We start from the raw sequence: 26145 nt of genomic DNA, 5'->3' as shown, positions 1-26145 counted from the left end.
ACCTGATAACCTCCTGTATCTTATGTCCCTATTAATTTACCATAAGCAAAGGGATTATTGAGCAGGAAATTACAGAGAGTTGTGAATCCTTTTTGTCTATTTTTCTACTAGATACTCAGCTTCCAAATCTTTGTTCAGGTAGCGCGCCATGGCGGTTTTTGCACTTTTCAGTCCTGCTTTTTCATAAAACGGTTCATTACTCGTTGTGGAAATTAAATGCACGCAGGAAATGTCCTTAAGCTGATTAAGAAGGTCCTCCACAACGAGCTTCCCAACTCCCTTTCTTTGAAATTGCGGGTGAATGATCACGTCATAAATGGCTGCATTGAACACGCCATCAGACAGTGCTCTCCCAAGGCCTGCAAGCTGGCTGTCAGCGTAGGCCGCAGCAACATGGCTGCTGTTGCTGTATATAGTTTGCAAAGCTATAAGGGTATGCCGGGTCCAGCCTACTGCGTGGTAAATGGACAATACCTCATTCCAATCTAGTCCTGTAATGTTTCTATCAATCTTGTACACTGTACCTCCTCCTGCTCTATATCATTTGTTTTATTTTAACTTCCATACGCTGTTAATGACAGGAGAAAAAGCAGCCTGGAATCTAGTGCAGGCTGCTGGGTTCTATTATGAAAAGAGGCCGTCCAATGGTTTTAAAAGATCAGGCTGAAGTTTGAGAGAGGAGTGACTCTCCATCTCCTTCTCCATCTTTTTTAACAGGTCAGGATCGGCGAGCAGATCTTTGTTCGTGGAAGATAAGTGAAGGTTCTTTAATAGCTGACTCTGAACAAGCTTAAGCTGTTTGGTCGCAGACTCATTAGTTGGACAGAGGCCAGTGAGCGGAATTTTTTCTTTTTGGGCCTCATCAATGAAGTTAAGACCAAGCTTTTTCGGTACAGATCCATTCAGTATCCCTGCCTTCTGGCAAAGCTGCTGTTTCGTTTGTTGTATGGTTTTCTTGACTTTTTTCTTCTCCTTTTTGGCAGTTTCCTTTGTTTTATCAATGACTTTTGGCACTTTTGTAATTTCTTTTTTTACACCTTGTTTAACTGGATGGGTTACATGCTCCAGTGGTTTTTTTACGTGTTTTACCGGGTCGGACACATCTTCCAATGGTTTTTTAACGTGCTTTACAATGTGTTCGGCATCAGGTTTCTCCTGCTTTTTGTCCGGTTTTTTCTCAGCCTTTTTTATAGGATCCTTTGACAGCTTGGGAAGCGCTTTTTTTATCTCATCCGAAGGTGAAGCAGGCTTTTCAGGCGATTTTTCTTTGTCCTCTTTTTGGTCTTCGCAGGTCAGCGGGAGATGGCCGTTCATGAGCTTATTGACGGCTTCTTTCATTTCCAATAAAGGAAGCGAGGCAAGGTCTTGAAGCACTTTCGGAGCAGCTGGCCGCTGTTGTCCATGATTGCCTTTTACCGTAGTAAGCGTCAGTCTGTCCAATTCTCCTTTTGAGGCTTCCATTTTGTGTATGAGCATGGTTACCTTTTTAAGTCCTGGGTCGGGGATTGGTTTTCCTGCGGTCAGGCATGCTCCCTTTAGTGAAAATGCCGAAGCATCAGCGGTCATATTTGTCATATGAACAGGTCCGTGTGCCTGCATAATTACAGTGACCGGCCCTTCATCGGTCGAAAGTACCTTTGTAAGCTTCATACCATACAGTGTGGCATTACGGTATTGAAAGCGGATCATGGGTTTTGATTTTGTTGATGACGTTTCTCCCATCACTACTTGAGGGAGCATGATTCCGCCCTCCACCCGATCTGCGCTGACCACAAACCCTTCGTCATTTTGCCCGCCTGCTGCCGCTTGTGCGTGATTTGGAACATAGAGCAAGGCCATAACAAGCAAACAGGTCAAGCCTTTTAATGCTCGCATCCTCATTTCGCCTCTACCAGTTCAGGAGACTCATAGCCGGTATAAGCATCACTTTGTTCATCATTCTTCTGAAGAGGGGCAGGAGGGTTCCAGGCAATCATCAGGGATCCCCCGGTAATACCAAGTAATGTTCCGATGAGAAAACCACCCAGAGCTCCGATCACGGACAATATGGATAAAAAGATGGTTATAATCCCCAGCAGTTTGGAGAACTGGGGAAAAATCAGTGCCATGACGCCGAGCAAAAGAATCATGCCGCCAAATAAAATGCCAATTACAGAGACAGTACCTGGCAGGAAAGCTTTCACAATAAGATTCAATGGCACCCACAGGATCAATGCCCCAGATATCAAGGTCAGCAGTGACCCGGTAAAAGGGCGTTCATGTTTCCATTGTCTAACTGACATCTTTATTCCTCCTTGTTGTTAATTGGCTGGTTTGTTGATGCGTTCCACCGTAACTTTCATTCCGTTCATCACAATCTTCTCTTGGAAAAGGTAATGCGTTTTAATTTTTGCATGATTTAGCTCAATGGTTGAAGACATTTGCTGAAACTGTTTCTGCCAGTCACTGCTCTGTTTTTCTTTCAATGCAAGGTTACTGAACTTGGCATCCGCATTGATCACAGAAGCGTCCTGCTGCAGACCGGAGATATGAACCGGTTTACTGGCGGCAATTTTTACACGGATCCATTTGTCCCCGCTAATATTAAAATCTTTATACAGCTGCAGATGATCAATGGTTAAATCCTTAATCAGGTTGGTGCCCTGAGGAGTCGATTTCTCCTTGCTGGATTCACCCATTTTCGGGTAGAAGGTATAGCCGTTTCCTTCCAGGTGATCAAACTCAACATAGAAGTTACCTACTCCTGCCATCGGTATGGCGTAAGCAGTCCCGGATACTCCCATAAAGCTCAGCAGTGTGGCGAGTGCCACCATGCCTGATGCGAAAGCTTTCCAAAACACCCTTTTGTTCACGTTTCCTTTGTTGAGGGTTGTTTTCAATTCGACCGTTTTACCCATCAATATCCCACCCTTTTTAATATGATGAAAGCACTTTAATAATGTAACTGTAAGGTTTGTTTAGTAAGTTGACAATTCCGATAAGTATCGTAATTACGGGGATCCCCCCGACAATTGTCGGGTTAAATGGGCGGATATTGTAAAAAGATTTCGAAAACTATAAAGTGAATGTAAGCAGTGGGAGGAGGGGCTGGATATGGACGAGCTTTTTTTAAATGGCATGGCATTATTGGCAAAGTATGGCGGAGATATATTAAACAACTGGAAAACGATAAAAAGTGAGCTATCCTCTCAGCATGAACAGGACCTCATTACGGAATTTGACGGAATGATGACCTACTCCTTTGAGGAACTGCTGAAAAAGAACGATTGTGAGCATATCAATCAGCTCATACTTGCCATGGTCTCGCAATGGAGAGACCACTATTCCATGGACGTTGACTACAGCCAGGTTATTTTTTTGCTGTCTGCCATTGAAAATATGATTCACCATATTCTTGAACAGGAAGAAAATCCAAGGATCATTGATCATCAGTCCATCCAGTATATTTTCAACAAGCTTTTAGACCATGTTCTGATTCCTTTGACATCGGAAACGAACGGGCATCAGTGGCTGGATACAATGATCACCTCTAACATTATCCCTCTTCATTGGGCTGCGCTGCTGAGAATTGAGGATTTCGAGTATAAATTAATCGAACTGAAAAGTGTGGATACCGGGCAGGACAATCAATCGCTCATAGAAATCTGCAAAACGATGTCCGCCCCCACATCCGAACAGCTGTCCCTTGCTTTGTGCCGCCTGATGAATCCTGGTACGAAACAGCCGAGAGTCATTCCTGTTTCATTTGCCAAAGAAACCTTGCTGCTTTGTGTAAAATCAACCGATGCGGGAAGCATTTCTTCCCAGCGTATTGAATTGATTTCGAACATGTACAAAAAGCAGCTCAAGATGAATACACTTGAAAGTGAAAACGAATGGAAAGATGCTGCTCTGCTATATACACTCCGATTGCTTATGGCACAAACCTGCACCGAAACACTTAAAACAGTTACGGATGGTTTTGTGGATTATTTAAAGTTTGAAAGAAGTGCCCTCTTTCTGTACTCCCCGCGGGTGGAGCGGGTTGTATTTGCGGCTCATCGCAACCTGGGACATAATATTCAGGAAATCCAAGTTGATTTTACTGAGGTTGCTTTTTTAAAGAATCATTTGCAGAAGATTCTTCAGTCCAAGCCCATTTATCTTAAGGATGCTTCCAAGCAGATTCCTAAAGGGCTGGCAGAGCAGTTCAAGGTGGCATCGCTCATCGCCGTTCCGGTATTTACACCTCGAAAAGGGCGTTTTCTCGGGCTGGTATTGCTTGACTGTAACGGAGCGCACTTTGAGGAACCGACACCAAACGAGCAGGCCATGCTCATGAAATTCGGTCAGTATGCAGGAGAGGCTCTTTATAAGCAATGGGGGACGGTTATTCAACTGCTTGACATGGATTCACCCATCTTGACGCCAAGAGAAAAAGAGGTGCTGAAGCTGATGGCACAGGGGGAAACCATTCAGCGGGCCGCTTCACTTCTTCATTTAAGTCATTACACTGTAAGGGATTACGTAGCCGGTATCATAAAAAAATTAAAAGTGAAGAATCGGACAGAGGCTGTTGTGAAAGCCATTCGGATGAATTTTATCGAATAAAAAAGGCCAGAGGCTGCTGATGAGCAATCATCAACGGACTCTGGTCATTATCAATTGGGTTTAATCTTTTTTCTCGAGGGCCGCTTTCAGTGCATCGGCCAGGCTGTTGCCCATCGGGGCCTCTTCCTTTTTCTTGTATTTATTCATCAGCTGGCGTTCCTCACGTTTGGATACGGTCTTTTTACGGTCCTCTGCTTTTTCAACCACGTTGCATGGCCGGCATTGGAAGTAGGTACCGGCTTTGCCGTTGTGAATCTCCATTTTTTTATGGCATTGCGGGCAGCGGCGGTTGGAAAGCTTGGGGTCCTTTCGCTTTCTGAAGCTGCATTCTCTGCTGGAGCATACAAGCATTTTCCCGTCGCGTCCTTTGACTTCCTTCATGAATTCACCGCACTCCGGGCACTTCGAACCAGTAAGGTTATGCGCTTTATAGGTTTGTTCACTGCCTTTAATTTCCTTGACAAGCTGCTTGGTCTGCGTTCTGATCTTCTCGAGGAAATCTTTTGGATTGCCTTTGCCCCGTGCAATATCCTCCAGTTGTTTTTCCCATTTTGCCGTTAATTCCGGCGACTTCAGCTCGCTGTTTACCAAATCAATCAGTTGTTTGCCCTTTGGTGTAGGATGGAGCCGGTTATTCTGGCGGTCAATGGTTTCGGTGCTGAGCAGACGCTCTATGATGTCGGCACGCGTTGCCGGTGTCCCGAGTCCGAATTTTTCCATGCGCGCGAGCAAATCGGCTTCATTAAAGCGGGCAGGCGGCTCGGTCAGTTTTTTCTGCATTCGCGACTCTTTTACACTGAATTCCTGTCCGGATATAAGGTTTCCGAGCGGTTTGCTATGGGAATCTTCCTCATCCTTCCCGGTGATTTTTTTGAATCCGGCGTCAACAACCTTCGTTTCTCTGGCTGAAAAGGATTCGCCTTTTACATCAATCACCGCATGAATGGTTTCTGTCTGGTACGGTCCGTAAAATAATGCGAGAAAGCGGCGGACGATGATATCATACAGCTTCCTTTCATCGGCTGACAGATCACCGAGGTGCGGGGGTTCATCTGTTGGGATGATCGCATGGTGGTCGGACACTTTGTCGTTGTTAAATACCTTTTTGACAAGCACCGTTCCTTTATTTTTCAGGACGGGCTGAACTTCGTCACGATATGCAGAAGAGAGCGCCTGCAGCCTGTCATTCATCGTATTTTTCATGTCCACAGTCAAATATTTGGAATCTGTACGCGGGTAAGTAACAAGCTTATACCGTTCATACAGATTTTGCAGGACACTGGAGGTTTTCTTGGCAGAGAACCCGAAGCGCCGGTTGGCATCACGCTGCAGCTCCGTTAAATCATACGGAAGAGGCTGCTGTTCAGCTTTTGATTTCGTATTCAGGGAAATAACTTTCCCTTTTTCGTTTTTTACAAGCTCTCCAACTTTTTCCGCTTGGGAACGATCAAAAATCCGGCGTTCTCCATTCTTCTCCCACACCGCCTCAAGGGGTCCAATTTTGGCATCAATCGTAAAATATTCTTTTGGCACAAACGCTTTAATGTCTGCTTCGCGTTCCAGAATCATGGAAAGAGCAGGTGTCTGCACACGGCCTGCGGACAGTTGTTCATTGTATTTCGTAGTTAATGCACGTGTGACATTCAAACCGATCAGCCAGTCCGCTTCGGAACGGCATACCGCGGATTGATAAAGAAAATCATATTGATTGGCAGGCTTCAGATTTTTGAAGCCGTCCTTGATGGCCCGATCGGTCTGTGAAGAAATCCAGAGCCGTTTAACTGGCTTTTTCCAGCGAAGTTTCTCAAGAATCCAGCGTGCAACCAGCTCTCCCTCACGCCCGGCATCCGTCGCAATAATAAATTCACCCACATCTTTTCTGCGGGCGAGCTGTTCAATTCCCTTATATTGGTGGCTGACCTGGCGAATGAGTTTTAATCCCATTTCTTTTGGGATAATCGGCAGGTCTTCCATCCTCCAGGTTTTATATTCCTTGTTATAATCCTCTGGCATCTTTAATTCTACTAGGTGGCCGAGCGCCCACGTTACAATGTATTTCGGTCCTTCTATATATTGTTTTGATTGCTTACTGCACCCAAGCACACGGGCCAGGTCTCTGGCAACACTTGGTTTTTCAGCAAGTACAATGGATTTCATAAAATGAATAAGCTCCTTTCTACAACAGCAGTTTCCTAAACTGCATCCCTTATCAGTATAGCCGATTGAAGGCTTCTTCGAAAATGATATGAAAAAACACAGTGACTAAAGGTTAAAAAGATGAAATGATTTCCGATAAAAAAGAAGGTTAACGTAAAAGTAAAAAAATTAGAGGTGCAGCGAATGAAAATCAGAAGCAAATTATTCATTTTATTGGGAACCGCTGTGGTCGCCTTGATGGTTGCCGGGAGTTATGCGTTTTACTCTATTCATGATCAGACCCGGCTTAGCCAGGAACTGGCCAGTAAGCAGGAAATGCAGACAGAGTTTAAGGAGTTTCAATATTGCCTGACAGGCTATTCGAATGATGAACGGGCATACCTTCTTACGGGCAAGAAGGAGTATACAACGGAATTGGCGGATAAAAGGCGCAGGATTGAAGTGCTAAAGAAACGACTTTTTCCTTTGCTGGATGCAAAAACAAAAAAGACTGCTGAGAGAGGACTGACCGGGTATTTTAATTCCAGCACTCGTGCGGTCCAAGCTTATGATGGCGGTGGGAAAGAACTGGCTATGACGGTTCACTTTGTGGATGAAAGAGCCATTAGGAAAAATGTGCTGAATCCTGTTATTGAGAAAATGGTGCAAACGCTTCATAAAGATATTGAAACTCAGAAGCAGAAAAATAAAACGGCGATCAAGATTCAGACAGTTGTTTTTGCGGTTGTCTTGCTTCTTTTAATCGTGGGAGGTTTGGTTTTTGGCAGTATTATCGTGGCCTCCATCGTTCGTCCAATTGGAGTGCTCCACCAAAATATGAAGGAGATCGCAGAGGGGAAAGGGGACTTGACCAAATCCGTAAAGCTTGGCAGAAAAGATGAATTGGGTCAGCTGTCCGACACCTTTGATCTATTTACCTCAAGTCTGCGGAATATGATCATGCAGATTTCAGAAACCACTTCCGAAGTGGCAGCTTCCTCTCAACAGTTGACCGCCAGTGCTGAACAAAATAGCCATGCGGCAAGCCAAGTCACGTTAAGTATTCAGCAAATTGCATCGAATACCGAAGTGCAAACGGAAAAATCAACGGAGACTTCTGAAATGATGGAACAAACGGCAAGCCAGCTCGAGGTTATTTCCAAAAATGCCGTCCTGGCCCGTGACCTGACATCAGCAGCTTCAGAACAGGCCGACGAGGGGCGGATGCATGTCAATCGGACACATGATCAGATGAAAGAGATCGTCGACTCGGTCGATACGGCCCAACAAGGCATTGAGGAACTTAATGCACAATCCGAATCCATTGGAAAAATTGTAACCATCATTACCGAGATTGCCAATCAGACCAATTTGCTTGCGCTAAATGCTTCCATTGAAGCCGCCCGTGCCGGGGAAAGTGGTAGAGGGTTTGCTGTGGTGGCATCAGAGGTACGAAAACTTGCCGAGCAGTCGGGGAGTTCTGCTCAATCGATCAGTGACCTTGTTAAAAAGATTCAGGAGGGGACCCATAACTCCAGTGAATCCGTAAAAATGGTAAGAAACAATGTTTTTGCAGGTCTCACCGTAGTCAAGGAAACCGAAAAGCAATTCCAGCATATCCAGAACGCAACCAATGAAGTGAATCAGCAGATTATGGAAATAACCGGATCGATTGCACAACTGGCAAAAGGAGCAGAACGTCTTTCCTCTTCATCCGAAATTATCGCAGCAGGCGCAAGAGAGTCGTCCGGCAGTGTGCAGAGCATTGCCGCTGCTACAGAAGAACAACTGGCATCCATGGAGGAAATTGCAGCGTCTGCTCATTCGCTGTCCTTTATGGCAGAAGAGCTGCAAATGATGATATCAAAATTCAAAATCTAGCAAAAAGAAGGAGGCCGTTTTTACGGTCTTCTTTTTTAGATAGATATGAAAAAATGCTTAACCGCATAGAATGTAAAAAGTATGAAGGATTAGGGGGACTTAAATGATGATGGCTCTGGAGGAAGGAACGGTGTTGTCAAATGGGGTTCATATCCCATGGATCGGATTGGATTCATGCAGTATAAATAACCCTGAAACAGTAGAAAGAGGAGTGCTTGCAGCCATTAAAGCAGGATACCGGGCCATTGATACTGCGGCATCCTACCAGAACGAACGCGGAATTGGAAACGCTTTATCTTTATCCGGCATGGATAGGAAGCAACTTTTTATTACAGCAAAGTTAAACAGTATTTCTCACGGGTACAATAACACCCTTGCTGCCTTTAATGAGAGCAGAAAGAAACTGGGCGTCGATTATATTGATCTTTACTTGATTCAGTGGCCGGTAAGGGGAGAACTTGAAGAAACATGGAGAGCACTTGAAATTCTGTATAACCGGGGTGATGTGAGAGCCATTGGTGTTTGTAATTTTGAAGAAAATGATCTGAAATTGATCATGAGACGAAGTCAGATTAAGCCGCATGTCAACCAAATTGAATATCATCCGCTAAAGTCTCAAAAACAGCTGATCCATTTCTGTAAGCAGAACCAGATCCAAGTTCAGGCCAGAAACCCGTATTCAAGGGAGGAGCTTTTTCAACAAAAAGTCCTGTTGGACATCGCGGTAAAGCATGAGAAAACAGCGGCTCAGATCGCCATGAAATGGGCTTTGCAGAATGGAATACCGGTTGTTCCTGCATTTTCGTCCATTAACGAAGTCCAGGAAAATATTCAAATGATGTCTTTTACTCTTCCGATTGAGGATATGGTTACTCTGCACTTTTTGAACAACAGCCGGATGACAGGACCGAATACAGGACAGTACTTTTGCGAATAGCGTTTCATATAACCTTCCACTCGTTGGAAGGTTTGTTTTTTTGCCACAATTTCCTTGTCTAAAAGTTGTAAAACGGGGGTAATAAAAATAACAGATAGCCCAGAGCTTATGAAAAATGGAAGTGAAAATAGATTAATTTTTACTGCACCAGGGTATTGTAGAAGGGAAGAGGTGAATACAGCTATGGAATCAATTACAGATTGGCTAAAGGACATACTACTATTTTTGGGCGGTTTTTTAAATGTCAGCATATTGTTGATCATCATAATTGTAATATTCGTCGTTCGTTCGGTCCGACGCAAAAAAAGAAACAGAGAGCATGAAGATTATCTTGGAAAAGATGATAAATAGTCGCAAAGTAAGGCGGTTCATTTAATGGACCGGCCTTTTTTATGGATTTTCCCTCTTGGAACCGATATGATAAAAAGAATTGAGCAGGATAATGAGGGGGATTTTGATGAAGGAAAACAATAAACTGGAAAAAGCAACGTTTGCCGGAGGATGCTTTTGGTGCATGGTCAAGCCTTTTGATGAATTGCCGGGAATCCATGGGATTGTTTCCGGATATACAGGAGGGAATATGGAAGATCCATCATATGAACAAGTGAAAACAGGAACAACCGGCCATTACGAAGCGGTGGAAATTACATATGATCCGGCTATATTTCCTTATCAACAATTACTGGATTTGTATTGGCCGCAAATTGATCCAACAGATGAGGGTGGACAATTTTTTGACCGGGGCAGTCAGTACCGAACCGCGATCTTCTACCATAATGAAGAACAGAAAGATCTTGCACTGGTTTCCAAACAAAAGCTCGAAGACAGCAGCAAGTTCAGCAAACCCATTGTAACCGAAATCTTGCCGGCATCAGTCTTTTATGCCGCTGAAGAGGATCATCAGGATTTTTATAAAAAGAATCCCGCAAAATACAAACAGGAACGAATAGAATCCGGCAGGGATGCATTTATAAAAGAAAACTGGAGCAAAAAAGGCAGCTGATCACAGCTGTCTTATTTTATTGTTTCATAAAAATCTTCATTGAATAATTCATTGAAGTGTTAGGTGCGAGACTCCGGCGGGAAATACGTGACAGGTGAGACCTGGAGGCGCTTGCGCCGCGGGGCTCAGCGCACGCCCCGCGGAAAGGGAGCATCCTGGAACGTAATCAACGACCCTCTAGGCAACAATGAGTTAAGAAAAAGTTTTTTTGGAAAGCGGTTGCAATTCAAAAAGAGGTATGGTAGCTTCTAGATGTCAAAAATCACATACAGAATATTAAATCACATATGTGATGTAGATGGAGGGCAAGATGTCAGTTAAATCAGCTCAGCGGGTACTCCAGGTTTTTGAGTGCTTGACCATGCACACAGAGGGGCTATCCATTAAGGAGATCAGCGAAACCTTGGACTTTCCGCAAAGCAGTACATCAAATTTAATTAAGACCTTAGCAGCTGAAGGCTACCTGAGACAGGACACGCAAAAAAAGTACAAGCTCGGGCCCAAACTCATTGGAATTGGAACCGCTGCCATGGAATCGCTGGATGTCTCGGCGGTAGGTAAGCCTTATCTGAAAACGTTAATGGAAGAAGTACAGGAAACGGTCTTTATGGCGTTGATGGCAGAAGAAGAACTGGTGTATGTTGCCAAAATTGATAATAACCGCTCCATCCGGACCACCGCCCAGCCTGGCAACAAAAAGCCAATATACTGCACAGGGCTTGGCAAGGCATTCCTTTCCTTCATGCCGGAAGAATCAAAAAACAAGCTGCTTGATTCAACAGAGCTGCTTCCGATTACGAGTCACACCATTACAAGCAGGGAACAAATGGAACACGAACTTGCCGAAAGCAGGAAACGGGGCTACGCGATTGATAATGAGGAAAACGAAGAGGGATTATTCTGTCTGGCGGCTCCAATATACGGGGGTGACCGGCAGATGCAGGCTGCGATCAGCGTAGCAGGGCCCAAAGAGAGGATGACTGCCCGTAAAGATCAGATTGCAAAAGTATTGCTGCTTACTTCAAAAAAGATATCAGCTAGTCTCGGCTATTTGGCCAGATAAAAATGACAGGGAGGGCAAAAGATGGATGTGATCAGTATAGGGGAAGCGATGGTGCTTTTTACCCCTGAAACGAGCGGGCCTATGAGGTATGCCCGGGATTATACCTCGAGAATAGCCGGAGCAGAAATCAATACACTCATTGGGCTGGCTAAACTTGAGCATGAAACAGGATGGATTTCCAGAGTGGGAAGTGATGAGTTCGGCGCCATGCTCAAAAACGCCGTAAGAGGCGAAGGGGTGGATGTGAGTGAGGTTGCAGCAGACGATGAGGCACCAACAGGCATCTTTTTTAAAGAAAATGTCTACGGAGACCACGTACGTGTACATTATTACCGTAAACACTCGGCCGCCAGCTTTCTGAATCCGGAAAGCATTAACGAAGCCTACCTGTCAGAGGGCAAAGTGCTGTACATAACCGGCATTACCCCGGCACTGTCCGATTCGTGTTCAAAGGCTGTTTTTCAGGCAATCGAAATAGCCAAAAAGCACAAGTTGACCATTGTCTTTGATCCAAACATCAGGTACAAGCTCTGGACTGAGGAGAAGGCACGAAACACCATCTTGGAGATTGCCGGCCATTCCGATATTGTTTTTCCGGGTACAAGTGAAGGGGAATTTTTATTCGGAACAAGCCATCCGGAGAAAATAGCAGATGCGCTGCACGAGCTTGGACCAGATACTATTGTTGTAAAAAAGGGTGAAGAAGGCGCCTACTATTCCTGCCTTTCAAAAAAGGAACAGGGGCATGCCGAAGGTTTTCGTGTGAAACAGGTAATCGATCCGGTCGGGGCAGGTGACGGATTTGCGGCAGGAGTGGTATCGGGGCTGCTTGATGGACTATCCCTCAAAGAATCTGTGACCAGGGGCTGTGCAATCGGAGCTATGGTTACGATGGTCAATGGGGATATTGAAGGTCTTCCTGACCGAAAAACGCTTGAGCTTTTCCTGTCGAGCAAAAGTGACGTAAGCCGTTAAGAAAAGAGGAGGAACCATTTTGTCTGATGTACTTTCATCCATAAAAGAAAATAAATTGGTAGCCATCATCCGAGGTGCAGAACCGAAGAGCGTGCTGAAGATCGCACGTGCGCTTCAGGCCGGGGGTATAAGAACGCTTGAGATCACCCTGAACTCACCAGGGGCGTTTAAAGTGATCGAAGAGGTTTCATCGGAATTGGGAGATGAGCTATTGGTCGGTGCGGGCACCGTTCTTGATCCGGAGAGCGCAAGAATGGCAATCCTTGCCGGTGCGCAATTTATCCTGGCTCCAACCGTTAACTTGAAAACGATAGAATTGACCAAAAGGTATGGAGCGGTAAGTATTCCGGGCGCGTTCACACCAACAGAAATTTTAACCGCCAATGAGCATGGGGCAGACATTGTCAAAGTGTTCCCTGCTTCCATCGGGCCATCTTATATTAAGGATCTGCGGGGGCCGCTTCCCCACATTCCGCTGCTTCCAACAGGCGGAGTGACGCTTGAAAATGTTTCGGAGTTCATGAAAGCGGGTGCGGTCGGATGCGGCATTGGCAGTGCACTTGTGAATACAAAAGAAGAAGTTACAGAAGCGTATTTATCAAAGCTTACTGAAAAAGCACGTGATTTTGTAAACGCCGTATCACGAGATTAATAGGGGGATGAGATCATGAAAATTACAGGATATGAATTGTTTCAGGTGCCGCCGCGCTGGCTGTTTTTAAAAATTACCACGGATGAAGGAATCGTGGGCTGGGGAGAGCCGGTCATTGAGGGGCGTGCAGCCACGGTTAAGACAGCGGTTGATGAATTGATGGAATACTTGATGGGCAAAGATCCGATGCATATAGAGGATCATTGGAACCTGATGTACCGGGCAGGCTTCTACCGGGGAGGCCCAATCATGATGAGTGCCATTGCGGGTATTGATCAGGCGCTCTGGGACATAAAAGGAAAGTATTTTAACGCTCCTGTCCATCAGCTGCTTGGCGGAAAATGCCGTGATTCCATCAAGGTGTATTCATGGATTGGCGGAGACCGGCCAGCAGAGGTGGGTCTTGCTGCCAAAAAGGCACAGGCTGCCGGATTTAAAGCAGTGAAGATGAACGGAGCGGAAGAGCTTCAATATATTGATTCGTATGACAAAGTGGATAAAATTCTGGAAACCGTTGCCACGGTCAGAGAAGCAGTTGGACCGCAGTTTGGAATTGGTTTGGATTTTCACGGACGTGTGCACAAACCGATGGCCAAGCTGCTGGCAAAAGAGCTTGAAGTCTATAAGCCTATGTTTATCGAAGAGCCGGTCCTTCCTGAAAACAATGAAGCGCTGCGCGAGATTGCGAGAGCTACTTCCATTCCAATCGCCACAGGGGAAAGGATGTTTTCCAAATGGGATTTTAAGCCACTGCTGATTGATGGATATGTTGATATTATTCAGCCGGATCTATCCCATGCCGGGGGAATCACAGAGTGCAAGAAAATCATGTCGATGGCTGAAGCGTTTGATGTGGCGGCTGCTCCGCACTGCCCGCTGGGCCCGATCGCACTGGCATCCTGCCTGCAGGTCGATGCAACCTGCCATAATGCGTTTATTCAGGAACAGAGCCTTGGTATCCATTATAACGAAGGCAGTGACATTCTCGATTATATCGTGGACCGTTCCGTCTTTCATTATGAGGAAGGCTATGTCAAGATTCCTGATGGGCCAGGCTTAGGCATCGAAATCAATGAAGACCATGTCAGAAAGATGGCCGAGGAAGGTCACAACTGGAGGAATCCGGTTTGGCGGCATAAGGACGGCAGTATTGCAGAATGGTGAGAATCTCACCATTCTTTGCCTGATCTGTAAGCGCTTCATCAAAGAAAGGGGTTTGCATCATGTACGAACAAAAGAAGGAAAGGCGTACAAGGGCGAGGTACGGGGTTCTTGCTCTTGTTTTTATAAATGTCATCATTAACTATATGGACAGAAGCAATATCTCGGTTGCCGCGACTTCTATGGGAAAAGACCTTGCGTTAAGTTCAGTGCAATTAGGCTTGATTTTTTCAGCGTTTGGCTGGGCCTATTCCGCCCTTCAAATCCCGGGAGGATGGATGGTTGACCGTTTTGGCCCGAGAGTAATGTATGCTTTAAGTTTATGTACATGGTCAATCGCCACCTTATTTCAGGGATTCACGAAGGGGTTTGCCGGTCTGTTCGGCCTCAGGCTTGCGACAGGAGCGTTTGAAGCCCCGGCATTTCCGACGAATAACCGGATCGTCACCAGCTGGTTTCCAGACAAAGAACGTGCTTCAGCCGTTGCCATGTATACGTCCGGCCAATTTGTGGGTCTGGCATTTCTGACACCGGTACTTGCCACCATCCAGCATTATACAGGATGGAGAGGGCTGTTCATTATTACGGGGATCATCGGTATTGTCTGGTCCCTCGTCTGGTATGCGGTTTATCGGGATCCCAATAAAAGCAGAAAAGTAAACAAGGAAGAACTGTCTTATATAGAACAAGGCGGAGGACTGGTCAATCCAAAAGGCAAAGAGAATCAGGAAAAAGAAAAGCTGAAATGGAGCGATTTGAAAGAAACTTTATCCCACCGAAAGCTTTGGGGCATCTATCTCGGCCAGTTTGCCGTCAATTCCACCCTCTGGTTTTTTCTGACCTGGTTCCCTACTTATCTGGTGGAATACAGGGGATTGGATTTCATTAAATCTGGTTTTCTGGCTTCTCTTCCGTTCCTTGCCGCATTTGTCGGTGTTCTGATCTCAGGCTTTGTTTCGGATTACATGGCCAAGCGGGGAGTATCCATGGGCATTGCCCGAAAAACACCAATCATTACAGGTCTTCTTTTATCCATCGCCATTATTGGAGCCAATTATGTGGATAATACAACGATGATTATCTTTTTCATGACCATTGCCTTCTTCGGAAACGGTCTGGCTTCCATTACATGGTCGCTTGTTTCCCAGCTCGCACCGAAACGACTTGTCGGGCTGACTGGCGGGGTTTTTAACTTTATCGGAAGTCTCGCATCCATCATTGTTCCGGTTGTCATCGGATACTTGGCGAAAGGCGGAAACTTTGCGCCGGCACTGGTCTTCATTGGCGTTCTGGCGCTGTTTGGTGCGCTATCCTACATCCTTTTGGTTGGAAAAGTAGAGCGAATTGTGGAAAAGGGCGATGCTGGGAAGCGTTCAAATCTGTCCCATCATGCATAGATAGAAAGAAAAAAGGCAGCGGTCATCGCTGCCTTTTTTCTATGATTCTACTTTTCTTTTGAACGATCATAAACAATAGTACCATTGATAATGGTCATTTCTACCATGCTCCGGGCATCAAACGGATCGCCATCCCAAATGACCACATCGGCGTCCTTTCCTTTCTCAAGGGAACCCACCCGGTCCTCCACCCCGAGATGTTTGGCAGCATTCAAGGTAATGGCCAACCAGGCGGTTTCCAGATCCAGACCGTGTTTAACAGCACTGATCGCGCTCAAAATCAAGCTGTCGATTCCCACTACTGGATGATCGGTGGTGATGGATACCGTCACCCCGGCTTCGTTCAGCTCTTTGAGCGTATGCCATCCTTTGTCAGCCAGTTCAATCTTGCTTCGTGTGGAAAGGGTCGGGCCGACAGAAACACGCACATCATGTTCTGCGATATAGGATGCAATCTGATGGCCCTCAGTACAATGCTCAATCGTCAGGTCAAATCCAAATTCCCTTGCCAGCCGGAGAATCGTGGCGATGTCATCTGCACGGTGGGCATGTGCCCGAATAGGTATTTCCTTTTTCAGGACTTTGATGAGCTGTTCGGTTCCTAAATCAGGTGTGAGCTCTTCACCCTGCTCAAGCTTTTTTAAAGCATGGTGCGCCGCTTTCATCTCCTTGCGAAACAGAGCTGCAATGCCCATTCGGGTAACCGGCGCTTTACCTTTTCCTCCATAAAAACGTTTGGGGTTTTCCCCGAATGCCGCCTTCATACCGGAAGGATTGCGGATGACCATTTGATCAATAACCGTTCCGGCCGTTTTAAGGACCACCATTTCTCCCCCGATAACATTGGCGCTGCCCGGCATTACCTGAACAGTAGTCACACCGGCTTTCCGGGCGTCTTCAAATCCTTGCTCGTTAGGATTAATTCCGTCGATTGCCCGCACATACGGAGTTACAGGATTGCTCGTCTCATTGTAATCGTGCCCGGCTGGGCCGATACCCTCTTCATGAATTCCCAGATGTGTATGTACATCGATCAAGCCAGGCGTTACAAATTTCCCTTCTGCATCGAGAACAGTTCCTGTTTCTGGAAGGTCGATGACTTTACCGATGCCGGCGATTTTTCCTTGATCCAGCAGAACATCCCCTTTATAAATCATTCCTGTACCGGTCATGAGCATTCCATTTTTGATCAAAAGCATGACAAAAATCCTCTCTTTTCAATTTTTTTCAAGAAACACTTGAATAAATATTCTGAAAAAATTATACTATTTAAAAATTACTCATTTCAATACAATTTTCTGAAAAAAGTATAGTTTTTAGGTAATAAATACTAATAATAGTACTAAAATAGTGATCTTTTGAAGTTTTTTATTACTGAAGGGTGGAAATATGGTGTCGGTGGAGATTATTGATACTCTGGATAAGGGAATTATTAAACTTTTATCCAAGGATGGAAGAATGTCATTTACAGAGATTTCGAATCGTTTGAATGTAACCGAGAAGACCGTTCGTTCTCGGTACAACAACCTAGTGGAAAATAACATACTCGAGGTCGTTGGAGTGGTTAACCCGATTTCTCTGGGTGTTAAGGTAGGAGCGATCATTCAGATCAGTGTGGTTCCACCAAATATGGATCAAACCATTCAGCAATTGAACGACATTACCGGCATCCGGTTTATTACATTAACGTCTGGTGAGTACCAATTGCTCGTTCAGGCAAACGTCAGGGATTATGAGGAGATTACCGAGATTGTAAAAAGCATTCATCAACTTCCGGGTATCAATAAAAGCAATGTGATTTTGCAGATGGATGTGTATAAAAATTCATTTGAATATATTTAAGGCCTCCGGGTCTTTTTTATATCAGCATCAGGTTCAGAAAACCTGGAATTCGTCGTATGAAAAAGCAACACGCACATTCAGCGGTACGGGCGGCTCAACAGGATATGGAAGCTTCGCTGGCCGAAAGAAAGCCATTCTTTGCCTCTATTTTGCTTGGAATAGGAACAGGATTCAGTACGGTATCCATACTCTTGCTTATGATTCAACACTAGAACGATACAGAGAGAAGGAGTAAACATGAAACAGGGAGTAAAGGCTGAAGATCTATACCGTTTGCGGTTTGTGAGCGATCCACAAATTTCACCAGATGGGGATAGGGTTGCTTATGTTGCAAAACGGATCAATCAGGACAAAGACTATGAATCTCATCTTTATATTTGCGGGTTTAATTCCGGTGCTTCTCTTCAGTGGACGAACGGGTGCCAAAAGGATTCCAGTCCCCGATGGTCTCCGGATGGCAAAACGCTGGCTTTTGTATCGGACAGGAGCGGCAAGAACCAAGTTTGGCTTATCTCTTCGGAAGGCGGCGAAGCAGTTCAGCTGACCAGCAGTACTCAAGGAGCGGGAAGCCCGGTATGGTCTCCGGATGGAAAGTCCCTCCTGGTGACAGTGACGGTGGGAGAGGAAATAGAAAAGGAAAACGCACTAAAGCCATTGGAAGTCACACACCTGAAATATAAAGCGGATGGAAAAGGCTTGCTTAACGAAGCATACAGCCAGCTTGTGCACATTAATCTGGAGACAAAGGAAGAATTACAGCTGACTGATGGTGCCCATCAACATTTTGACGCAGCATGGTCGCCCGATGGACAAAAAATCGCATATTGTAAAAGCCGGGGGCAGAGGGAAACGATTTCGTATGCTTCAGATCTTTTTGTTCGAACAATGAACGGAAAAGAAGCACGGATTAATCAAGAAACAGGCTCCTTTACCGATCCGGTCTGGTCAACAGACGGAGAACACCTGGCGTTTTTGGGGCAAACGTTTGAATATGGCAGTGCAACACTAGGAGATGTTTACACAGCTGAGGTGGAGAGCGGGAAGGTCTTGTGCCTGACCGGGGAATTCGATGATCATGCCGGAGATGCGATGGTTGGTGATATGCACTTTGGACATCCTTCGCCAAAACCATTCTGGTCAAAGGACGGAAAAGGGCTTTATTTCATTGCAAGCTGTGAAGGCAATGCTCTCTTCATTATGTCTCGACGGAAGGAGAAGTCTCACAGATTACTCAGCAAAAATGCCATCTGTATGGCTACAGCATGGATGTAGAAAATGATTATGCCGTTTTCGCGGCAAGCTCTCCGACTGTGCCGGGAGATTTGTTTTATGCTTCGCTGTCCAATTTGAGCGAAGAAGTAAGACTGACGGATGTGAATGAGGAGCTGCTCTCAAGTATTTCCCTTTCACAGCCTGAGGAATTTACATTTATTAATGATGAGGGCTTTAGGGTGCAAAGCTGGCTTTTGAAGCCGCCTCACTACACAGAGGGAAGCAAGTATCCGATGGTGCTCGAAATTCACGGCGGCCCTCATGCCATGTACGGCAATACCTTTTTTCATGAACTGCAGCTGTTGGCAGCTTCCGGCTATGTGGTGCTGTACAGCAATCCGAGGGGGAGCTATGGCTACGGCCAGCAGTTTGTAAAAGCGTGCATGGAGGATTATGGAGGCGGTGACTACCGCGATTTAATGGCAGCCGTAGACCATGTGGTAACGCACTGTGATTTTGTGGATCCTGATCAGCTTGTGGTTACCGGCGGCAGCTACGGCGGTTATATGACCAACTGGATCGTGGGGCATACCTCCCGGTTTAAGGCTGCTGTCACCCAGCGCTCCATCTCCAACTGGCTGAGCTTTTACAGTGTCAGCGATATTGGCTACTATTTTACAAAATGGGAGATTGGAAATCATCTGTGGGAAGACCCTGAGAAGCTGTGGCAGCATTCTCCTTTACGCCTGAGCAGCAAGGTGGAAACCCCACTTCTCATTTTGCATGGTGAAGAAGATTTCCGATGTCCGATCGAACAGGGTGAGCAATTATTCATTGCCTTAAAACAGCAGGGAAAACCTGTTAAATTTGTCCGGTTTCCAAAGTCCGACCATAATCTTTCACGAAACGGAGACCCGGGATTAAGGGTGAACCGCCTCCAGTATATTGTAAGCTGGTTTGATGATCATCTTGGCCAGGCGGAGCAAGGGGGGAGTTTGCATGAAAACATTGCTGCTGACAGGATTTGAGCCTTTTTTGGAGCACCCGTTCAATCCGGCGGAATATATTGTCCGCCAACTGAACCGAAAACAAATCGGCTCCTATCAAGTTGCGGGAAAAGTGTTGCCCGTAGATTACAGAAGGTCGGCTCTTGAGCTGCTCGATCACTATGAAGCGCTGCAGCCGGATGCTGTTATGATGCTCGGTCTGGCGGCAGGGCGAAACCGGATTACGCCTGAACGGATTGCGATCAATATCAATGACGGGCCAAACGATAATTCGGGCGCAGAGATGACGGATGTTCCGATTGCGGGGGATGGGCCAGCGGCGTATTTTTCAACACTTCCTGTCAGAAAATTTGTAAACCTGTTAAATGAAAGAGGATTTCCTGCTGAATTATCGAATACAGCAGGTGCCTACCTTTGTAATAATGTCATGTACAGTATTCTTCATCACATACATAAGGTGAAGCACAGTATTCCTGCAGGGTTTATACATGTTCCTCCGTCAAACGAGCTGGCGGTGAATGATCGCCGGTTGTCCAGTTGGCCGAAGGAAAACTTGCAAAAAGGCATTGAAATTCTCATTGAATCCTTGGATCAAAAAATAGCGGGAGATGAACGCACATGGAAAAGCTATACGACAGACTGAAGGAATGCTATCCGGAAATGGTGGAAATACGAAGACATCTGCATGAACATCCGGAGCTTTCGTTTGAGGAAGTGGAAACCCCGAAATACATTGCCGCTTATCATGAAAAATTAGGCCATGAAGTTCGCACGGAGGTTGGCGGAAGAGGAGTAGTCGCTGTCTTAAGAGGCGGGAAACCGGGAAAAACCGTTGCACTCCGGGCAGATTTCGATGCACTTCCCATTCAGGAAGAAAATGACGTAGAGTACAAATCCAAAGTGGACGGAATAATGCACGCCTGCGGCCATGACGGGCATACGGCTACGCTTCTGGTCCTCGCAAAGGTGCTGAATGGCATGAGGGACGAGCTTGAAGGCAACATTGTGTTCATCCATCAGCATGCCGAGGAGCTCGCTCCCGGAGGGGCCATTGCCATGATTGAAGATGGCTGCCTTGATGGTGTGGATGTCATTTTTGGCACCCACCTTTGGGCGGTTACGCCGTATGGCCATATTCAGCACAGGACAGGTCCTTTTATGGCTGCCGCTGATAAGTTTGATTTTGTGATCCAGGGCAAAGGAGGACACGGGGCGCAGCCTCACCTCACAAAGGATGCGGTTGTGATCGGTTCGCAGCTGGTAATGAATCTGCAGCAGCTGGTCAGCCGCCGGGTAAATCCGCTGGATTCCGCTGTATTGTCCATTGGCCGGTTTGAAGCAATTAATGCGTTTAACGTAATTGCCGATACGGCCAAGATCACCGGAACCGTACGTACCTTTAAAGAGAATGTGCGGGATTTGATGGAACGGGAAATTGAGCGGGTGGGAAAAGGAACCTGCCTAACAGCTGATGCAGAGTATACGTTATCGTATCAGCGGGGTTATCCGCCGGTTGTGAATCATAAGGATGAGACCGATTTTGTAGCGAGAGTGGCCGGGGATGTGCCGGGAGTAACCGCCGTCGTGGAATGTGAACCTGATATGGGCGGCGAGGATTTTGCTTACTATCTTCAGCATGTGAAGGGCACCTTTTTTTACACCGGCGCACAGGATGCAAGCCGTGATGAAATGTATCCGCACCACCATCCAAAGTTTAACATTGATGAGCGTGCGATGCTTGTGGCAGCCAACACCCTTGGAGCAGCTGCGGTGACATTTTTAAAAGAAGCTGCCATTAAGGAAGAAACAACCGTAAAAAAGTAAGACAGCAGGAAGCTGGAATGCATCAGGGGAGTTTAATATGCATTCCAGCTTTTTCATGCTTGCTTTGTACCCATTCATCGTCTTTAATAAAACTATAGGAATGCTTTTAGTACCAAAGGAAATAGCGACGTCTTGTAAAATACAAAGTAAGGAGCATATCCCATGGAAAAAATATATAAAGATGAAATTACTTCATATATTGTCGGAAACAGGGAAGATTTTCACAGCAAATTGTTAAGCAAGGCAGACGGAGTAGCCTCCAAAATCAGTGAAATCTTGCAAAAAGGCAATATTGATTTGCTGAAGAATGCGGAGAAGCTTGTTCAGTTTGTGGTGGAAAACAGGGAAGCGGAGCTGACCGCTTTTGCCAGGCAAGAAGGAATTGCATGGGCCGAGCATTCGTTGACGCTTCAATTTAAACTGGAATGGGTCCATGCTATCCGCAGGACGATCTGGGATTATTTAAAGGATTACGATGAAGAAGAAAATGCCCATCTTTCCATTTCTGAATTCAGAAAGCTCATTTATCAGATGGAAAAGCAAATCAATGACAGCCTGGACCAATTTCTCAATAGCTTTTTTATCAGTTATTCCGAATATAAAGACGAATTGATTAACTCCCAGCGTAAAACGGTTGAGCATTTGTCGGTTCCCATTATTCCGCTCAGCGCTCATGTCGCTGTTCTTCCTCTTATCGGGATTATTGACGTATACCGTATGTATACGATTGAAGAAAAAGTATTAACCGACATCGCCAGGCTGAAGATCAAGACACTTATACTTGATCTTTCCGGGATTACCGATATGGATATGGAAGTGATTCATCACTTCCAAAAGGTGCTTGATGGCACTTCGCTTATGGGATGCAAAGCAGTGATTACCGGGTTGCGGCCCGAGCTGGTGAGAAAAATGATACAGCTGGGTGTAACCTTTGATGACAAGGCAGAAATGAAGGGGACACTGCAGCAAACACTTCCTGAATATTACAAACCCGAACTATCCTAGGAAAGACGGAGGCAGCTAATGAAAGCAACAAAGCTGCCGATGCCGGCAGGGCTGAGGATTGAACTAGCCAGGGCTGCCGGATGGTGGATGATGAGACTCTTTTTCAGGCATGAAGAACAGAGATCGAGCCCTTGGCTTGTGAACTGGCAAGTTTCCGGTTCTTTTGCAAACGTGCAGATCAGCCCTTAAAATAAATGAATAGACTAAGAGTTTCAACGGCAGGAGCAGGCTCCTGCCGTTTTTTTCATGCTTCTGGAACAAGAAGAAGAGAAATCCATAACATGTATTTACAAACGTAACAGTGTTATGTTACATTCTATTCATAAAAGAAAGGAGCATTTACCTTGAGCAATGAACTGATATCGAAAAAAGATCTGCTGGATCTGACTGGAATCTCATACGGACAGCTGTACCGCTGGAAAAGGAAGAATCTTATTCCTGAAGAGTGGTTTATCCGCAAGTCCACGTTTACCGGGCAGGAGACGTTCTTTCCAAAGGAAAAAGTGCTTGAACGTATTGATAAAATTCAATCGATGAAAGAGACGCTCTCGCTTGATGAGCTTGCGGAACTGCTTTCACCCTTATCAGCAGCAGGAGTGGAATTATCAAAGAATGAATTATTAAAACGAAACATTGTTACGAATAAATCTCTTGAACTGTATATTACTGAAAATGGGATGACTGAGTCGTTCCCGTTCGATCAGCTTCTGAAAGTATTTATTCTGGATAAACTGCTGTCTTCCGGGGATATCAGTCTGGATGAAGGAAGGATGCTTCTCCAGGTTCTGAAAGAGGCCAGTGGAACACTGGGACAAAGCAAACATGAACTTTTACTGATCCGAAAGCTGGGTGTCACATCATGCCTGCTGGTGAACGGTGCAGAAAATATTATAGTGGATCAAGGTTCGAAAGTAACAGTCAGACTGTCTGTAATGAACTGCATAGAAGAACTGAAAACAAATCTGTAGTGGAGGAAAAGTTATGGAAAACGGAATGAAAGGAAACCTTACGATCAATGGATACGGTTCGTCAAATGGCGGTCATTTTAATCAAGTTAAGCTGAATGGACGTGGCATAGTGAACGGAAACCTGGAATGCGTTTTGTTTGAATGCAACGGGTCAGGTGCTGTTCATGGTGATTTAAAGGTGGATAACGGAAAGATCAGCGGAAGCGGTAAAGTAAAAGGCGCAGTGGAAGGAAACAATTTTACCATTGAAGGGCATGGATCGGTATCTGAAGGAGTGAGCCTGTTGAACAAAATGAATATTTCGGGCTCGAGTAAAATCGGAGGCAACCTTCGGGCGGATGAGATCCAAATCAAAGGGAAGGCAACAATTGCAACTGATTGCGAAGCAGAAAACTTTCGGTCGGACGGTCAATTTGCCATCGGCGGGCTGCTGAGTGCCGATCATATTGACGTCAGGCTTTATGGGGAGAGCACTGCTGCTGAAATAGGCGGACAGACCATTAAGATAAAAGGCAAAAAGCGGGGCTTTTTTCAATTGTTTAAACCCTTTTTTCAAACTAAGCTGACGGTAAGTGTCATTGAAGGCGATGAACTTCAACTTGAAAGCACAAAGGCGGAAGTTGTCCGTGGGAAAAATGTGAACATAGGACCTGATTGTGAAATCGATCTGGTGGAATACAAGGAAAGCTTTCTTTGCGACGATGACGCGAAAGTACGGGAGTTTAAAAAAATTTAACCATTGAAAGGAGGATGGAAATGACGAAAGCAAATAATTTAATGATGAATGGGTCCGGAAGTGCAGCGGGCGGTTTGTATAATAAAGTGAAAATTATGGGTGAGGGAACCATCACGGATGATTTTGAATGTACTCTTTTTAAGACGTACGGATCAAGTGAAGCGTCTGGAAATGTTAAAGGCGGAGATATAGAGATCTTTGGCGAAACCGAAGTGAAAAGAAATGTGCAGGCAAGTAATCTGAAGGTATATGGAACGCTCTCAATTGGAGAATCAGCAACGATTGAAAACACGAAAATCCGTGGATCTGTGGACGTCGCCAAAAAATTTACCGGCGATAAAGTGGACCTTAAAGGAAGTATTACGGTGAAAGGCGATTTGGAGGCGGAGGAATTTATCTCCAGCGGACTTTTTGAAGTTTCCGGCCTGCTGAATGCGGATGTTATTGATGTAAAGCTGAGGTTCAGTACGAGTCAAGTTCAGGAGATGGGCGGACAGACCATCCGTGTTCAAAAGAAGGGGGCATTCCTGCCGTTCGTGAAGAATGAAGGCTTTCTGGAAGCCAAGGTAATTGAGGGAGATGATGTCTTCTTGGAGAATACCACAGCTGATATCGTGCGGGGGAAATCTGTACGAATCGGTGCAGGCTGTGAGATCCAGCTGGTCGAGTATTACGATGAGTTCAAGGCTCTTTCGGGATCGATTGTGAAAGAACACCGAAAAATTGGTTAAATAAAAAACGCGATGCAGGCCGATACGGCATCGCGTTTTTCGTTGTTTATTCTTCCCTGAGCTCCGGGGGAATACGTCCATCGCTTGGCTCACTGCCTTCCACCGAACAATCTATCTGCCATGCTATTAATGTTGCACTGTCACGGCCGCGGTTTTCTTCGACAGTTTTGAGCAGATGGTGCACACTGGCGTTGGCGTTTTCAGCTTGCTTAATCACTTGATATACGCTTTCTGCATTCTCATATCCGGCTGTAGGACATTCGATCATGCCATCAGTTGCCAGGAGGAGGATGGTTTTGCCTTTTCTCAGTTCACGGGTGCCTGAACTGAAACAGGGTACCGGTTTTTCAAACGTATTCACCTTTCCGATCCATTCATAAAAGTTCCGCTGGTTTAACTGGTATTGATCAAAAGCGGCAAGTTCCGGGTGGAAGAGATAGAGGACGCAGTCCCCGATGGAAAGCCACCATACATAGTTTTCTTTTCGAAAAACGAGCAGGCAGGCGGTCTCGCCTTTTACCTTCTGACACTCGTTACGAAACTCAGCACTTCTAAAAAATGAAAGTATACGGGTTTCCAGTTCTTTAAAACTCTCAGGAACATCCAGATGGATTGCTTTTAATAAATCCGCTTTGACTCCCTTAAGTCCTTTAATGACCAACTCGGCACTCTCTGCACTATGATGGGCGTCAAGAATGGCTGCAAACTCCCAATCTGCTTTTTCGCATGCCCAAACAAGGCAGCCATCTTCGTTTTTCTTTGCTCCTGAACGAGAATGGCCTCCATACCTTCCGACCATGATATGATAGAGAGCAGAAACATGGGGATGATCGATAAAGGGCTCCTGCCTTCCAACCCAGCTCATTTCATTCATCACCGCTCGCAAGATTGGCCTCCATATGAACTTTCAGCCTTTCGCATCCGATGTAAACATATTCATCTTCGTAGATCATCTTGCCTGCTGTATGTATTGTGCCCTTATGCTTGCTGCAAATAAAACAGGAATCAGACATAATTGGACATCC

At 45.6% G+C, this 26145-nt stretch carries 29 protein-coding genes; 21 read left to right on the top strand and 8 right to left on the bottom strand.

Annotated features, from left to right (window positions below; translation table 11 throughout):
- Positions 1 to 96: 96 nt before the first annotated feature.
- The 4 genes from DMO16_RS10630 to DMO16_RS10615 all read right to left on the bottom strand — a co-directional run bounded on the left by DMO16_RS10630 (position 97) and on the right by DMO16_RS10615 (position 2897).
- Positions 97 to 519, bottom strand: a complete 423-nt coding sequence (locus DMO16_RS10630) for a GNAT family N-acetyltransferase (protein ID WP_129477369.1) — start codon at positions 517 to 519, stop codon at positions 97 to 99.
- 105 nt (positions 520 to 624) lie between these two features.
- Positions 625 to 1875 (bottom strand): hypothetical protein, encoded by a 1251-nt coding sequence (locus DMO16_RS10625; protein WP_129477367.1) that lies wholly within the window; start codon positions 1873 to 1875, stop codon positions 625 to 627.
- A gap of 2 nt (positions 1876 to 1877) precedes the next feature.
- Complete coding sequence (locus DMO16_RS10620) at positions 1878 to 2282, bottom strand: DUF6114 domain-containing protein (RefSeq protein WP_129477365.1); 405 nt, start codon at positions 2280 to 2282, stop codon at positions 1878 to 1880.
- An 18-nt stretch (positions 2283 to 2300) separates the two neighbouring features.
- Positions 2301 to 2897, bottom strand: a complete 597-nt coding sequence (locus DMO16_RS10615; RefSeq protein WP_129477363.1) for a DUF6230 family protein — start codon at positions 2895 to 2897, stop codon at positions 2301 to 2303.
- A gap of 196 nt (positions 2898 to 3093) precedes the next feature.
- Here DMO16_RS10615 and DMO16_RS10610 point away from each other — a divergent pair, with 196 nt between their 5' ends.
- A complete protein-coding gene (locus DMO16_RS10610; protein ID WP_129477361.1) occupies positions 3094 to 4590 on the top strand; it encodes a LuxR C-terminal-related transcriptional regulator in 1497 nt (498 codons plus the stop codon).
- Positions 4591 to 4650: 60 nt separating this feature from the next.
- Here the strand turns inward: DMO16_RS10610 and DMO16_RS10605 are convergent, their stop codons facing one another.
- A complete protein-coding gene (locus DMO16_RS10605; RefSeq protein ID WP_129477359.1) occupies positions 4651 to 6747 on the bottom strand; it encodes a DNA topoisomerase III in 2097 nt (698 codons plus the stop codon).
- Between the two features lie 183 nt (positions 6748 to 6930).
- On the opposite strand from DMO16_RS10605, the gene DMO16_RS10600 reads away from it, so the two are divergent.
- The 9 genes from DMO16_RS10600 to DMO16_RS10565 all read left to right on the top strand — a co-directional run bounded on the left by DMO16_RS10600 (position 6931) and on the right by DMO16_RS10565 (position 15795).
- Positions 6931 to 8607 carry a methyl-accepting chemotaxis protein gene (locus DMO16_RS10600; protein WP_129477357.1) on the top strand — a complete coding sequence of 559 codons (1677 nt, stop codon included), beginning with the start codon at positions 6931 to 6933 and terminating at the stop codon, positions 8605 to 8607.
- A 103-nt stretch (positions 8608 to 8710) separates the two neighbouring features.
- The gene (locus DMO16_RS10595) at positions 8711 to 9544 is read left to right on the top strand and encodes an aldo/keto reductase (RefSeq protein WP_129477355.1); all 834 of its coding nucleotides are present in this window, start codon (positions 8711 to 8713) and stop codon (positions 9542 to 9544) included.
- A 183-nt stretch (positions 9545 to 9727) separates the two neighbouring features.
- Positions 9728 to 9895 (top strand): hypothetical protein, encoded by a 168-nt coding sequence (locus tag DMO16_RS24265; protein WP_164988899.1) that lies wholly within the window; start codon positions 9728 to 9730, stop codon positions 9893 to 9895.
- A 106-nt stretch (positions 9896 to 10001) separates the two neighbouring features.
- Entirely contained in the window at positions 10002 to 10547 is a 546-nt protein-coding gene (gene msrA, locus DMO16_RS10590; RefSeq protein WP_176716371.1) for a peptide-methionine (S)-S-oxide reductase MsrA, read from the top strand.
- Between the two features lie 310 nt (positions 10548 to 10857).
- On the top strand, positions 10858 to 11610 hold the full coding sequence (locus DMO16_RS10585; RefSeq protein ID WP_129477353.1) for an IclR family transcriptional regulator: 753 nt from the start codon (positions 10858 to 10860) through the stop codon (positions 11608 to 11610).
- Positions 11611 to 11631: 21 nt separating this feature from the next.
- The gene (locus DMO16_RS10580; RefSeq protein ID WP_061967604.1) at positions 11632 to 12585 is read left to right on the top strand and encodes a sugar kinase; all 954 of its coding nucleotides are present in this window, start codon (positions 11632 to 11634) and stop codon (positions 12583 to 12585) included.
- 19 nt (positions 12586 to 12604) lie between these two features.
- Positions 12605 to 13237: a bifunctional 4-hydroxy-2-oxoglutarate aldolase/2-dehydro-3-deoxy-phosphogluconate aldolase gene (locus DMO16_RS10575; RefSeq protein WP_129477350.1), complete on the top strand. Its 633-nt coding sequence runs from the start codon at positions 12605 to 12607 to the stop codon at positions 13235 to 13237.
- Between the two features lie 15 nt (positions 13238 to 13252).
- Positions 13253 to 14401 (top strand): galactonate dehydratase, encoded by a 1149-nt coding sequence (dgoD, locus tag DMO16_RS10570; RefSeq protein ID WP_129477348.1) that lies wholly within the window; start codon positions 13253 to 13255, stop codon positions 14399 to 14401.
- Positions 14402 to 14460: 59 nt separating this feature from the next.
- Complete coding sequence (locus DMO16_RS10565) at positions 14461 to 15795, top strand: MFS transporter (protein ID WP_129477346.1); 1335 nt, start codon at positions 14461 to 14463, stop codon at positions 15793 to 15795.
- A gap of 47 nt (positions 15796 to 15842) precedes the next feature.
- Here the strand turns inward: DMO16_RS10565 and DMO16_RS10560 are convergent, their stop codons facing one another.
- Positions 15843 to 16994, bottom strand: a complete 1152-nt coding sequence (locus DMO16_RS10560) for an amidohydrolase (RefSeq protein WP_061967612.1) — start codon at positions 16992 to 16994, stop codon at positions 15843 to 15845.
- A gap of 193 nt (positions 16995 to 17187) precedes the next feature.
- Between DMO16_RS10560 and DMO16_RS10555 the strand changes: the two genes are divergently transcribed.
- From DMO16_RS10555 to DMO16_RS10520, 11 genes are all read left to right on the top strand, one after another.
- Positions 17188 to 17637, top strand: a complete 450-nt coding sequence (locus DMO16_RS10555; protein ID WP_241840540.1) for an Lrp/AsnC family transcriptional regulator — start codon at positions 17188 to 17190, stop codon at positions 17635 to 17637.
- A 56-nt stretch (positions 17638 to 17693) separates the two neighbouring features.
- Positions 17694 to 17849 carry a hypothetical protein gene (locus DMO16_RS24260; RefSeq protein WP_164988898.1) on the top strand — a complete coding sequence of 52 codons (156 nt, stop codon included), beginning with the start codon at positions 17694 to 17696 and terminating at the stop codon, positions 17847 to 17849.
- Positions 17850 to 17874: 25 nt separating this feature from the next.
- Positions 17875 to 18909 (top strand): TolB family protein, encoded by a 1035-nt coding sequence (locus DMO16_RS24885; protein WP_241840538.1) that lies wholly within the window; start codon positions 17875 to 17877, stop codon positions 18907 to 18909.
- Positions 18900 to 19877: an alpha/beta hydrolase family protein gene (locus DMO16_RS24880; protein WP_241840536.1), complete on the top strand. Its 978-nt coding sequence runs from the start codon at positions 18900 to 18902 to the stop codon at positions 19875 to 19877. The genes DMO16_RS24885 and DMO16_RS24880 overlap by 10 nt, the downstream gene beginning before the upstream one ends.
- Positions 19849 to 20499: a pyroglutamyl-peptidase I gene (locus DMO16_RS10545; protein WP_129477342.1), complete on the top strand. Its 651-nt coding sequence runs from the start codon at positions 19849 to 19851 to the stop codon at positions 20497 to 20499. The genes DMO16_RS24880 and DMO16_RS10545 overlap by 29 nt, the downstream gene beginning before the upstream one ends.
- Positions 20475 to 21680 (top strand): M20 family metallopeptidase, encoded by a 1206-nt coding sequence (locus DMO16_RS10540; protein WP_061967621.1) that lies wholly within the window; start codon positions 20475 to 20477, stop codon positions 21678 to 21680. Before DMO16_RS10545 ends, DMO16_RS10540 begins: the two co-directional genes overlap by 25 nt.
- Before the next feature lie 162 nt (positions 21681 to 21842).
- A complete protein-coding gene (locus DMO16_RS10535; RefSeq protein ID WP_129477338.1) occupies positions 21843 to 22685 on the top strand; it encodes an STAS domain-containing protein in 843 nt (280 codons plus the stop codon).
- Between the two features lie 18 nt (positions 22686 to 22703).
- Positions 22704 to 22874, top strand: coding sequence for a hypothetical protein (locus DMO16_RS24255; protein WP_156412543.1), 171 nt, complete (start codon positions 22704 to 22706; stop codon positions 22872 to 22874).
- 155 nt (positions 22875 to 23029) lie between these two features.
- Positions 23030 to 23653 (top strand): YhbD family protein, encoded by a 624-nt coding sequence (locus tag DMO16_RS10530; RefSeq protein WP_129477336.1) that lies wholly within the window; start codon positions 23030 to 23032, stop codon positions 23651 to 23653.
- Positions 23654 to 23666: 13 nt separating this feature from the next.
- Positions 23667 to 24389, top strand: coding sequence for a polymer-forming cytoskeletal protein (locus tag DMO16_RS10525; protein WP_240482187.1), 723 nt, complete (start codon positions 23667 to 23669; stop codon positions 24387 to 24389).
- Between the two features lie 20 nt (positions 24390 to 24409).
- Positions 24410 to 25120 (top strand): cytoplasmic protein, encoded by a 711-nt coding sequence (locus DMO16_RS10520; protein WP_129477334.1) that lies wholly within the window; start codon positions 24410 to 24412, stop codon positions 25118 to 25120.
- 46 nt (positions 25121 to 25166) lie between these two features.
- On the opposite strand, the gene DMO16_RS10515 is transcribed toward DMO16_RS10520, so the two are convergent.
- Positions 25167 to 25997, bottom strand: coding sequence for a protein phosphatase 2C domain-containing protein (locus tag DMO16_RS10515; protein ID WP_241840668.1), 831 nt, complete (start codon positions 25995 to 25997; stop codon positions 25167 to 25169).
- Entirely contained in the window at positions 25987 to 26133 is a 147-nt protein-coding gene (locus tag DMO16_RS24565; protein ID WP_206738089.1) for a hypothetical protein, read from the bottom strand. Before DMO16_RS24565 ends, DMO16_RS10515 begins: the two co-directional genes overlap by 11 nt.
- Positions 26134 to 26145: the final 12 nt, after the last annotated feature.

Origin of the sequence: Fictibacillus sp. S7 (assembly GCF_004127935.1) — a bacterium.
In the GTDB taxonomy this organism is placed as follows: domain Bacteria; phylum Bacillota; class Bacilli; order Bacillales; family Fictibacillaceae; genus Fictibacillus_C; species Fictibacillus_C enclensis.
Note: the sequence above shows the minus strand (reverse complement) of the source record. Positions and strands in the feature narration are given on the sequence as shown.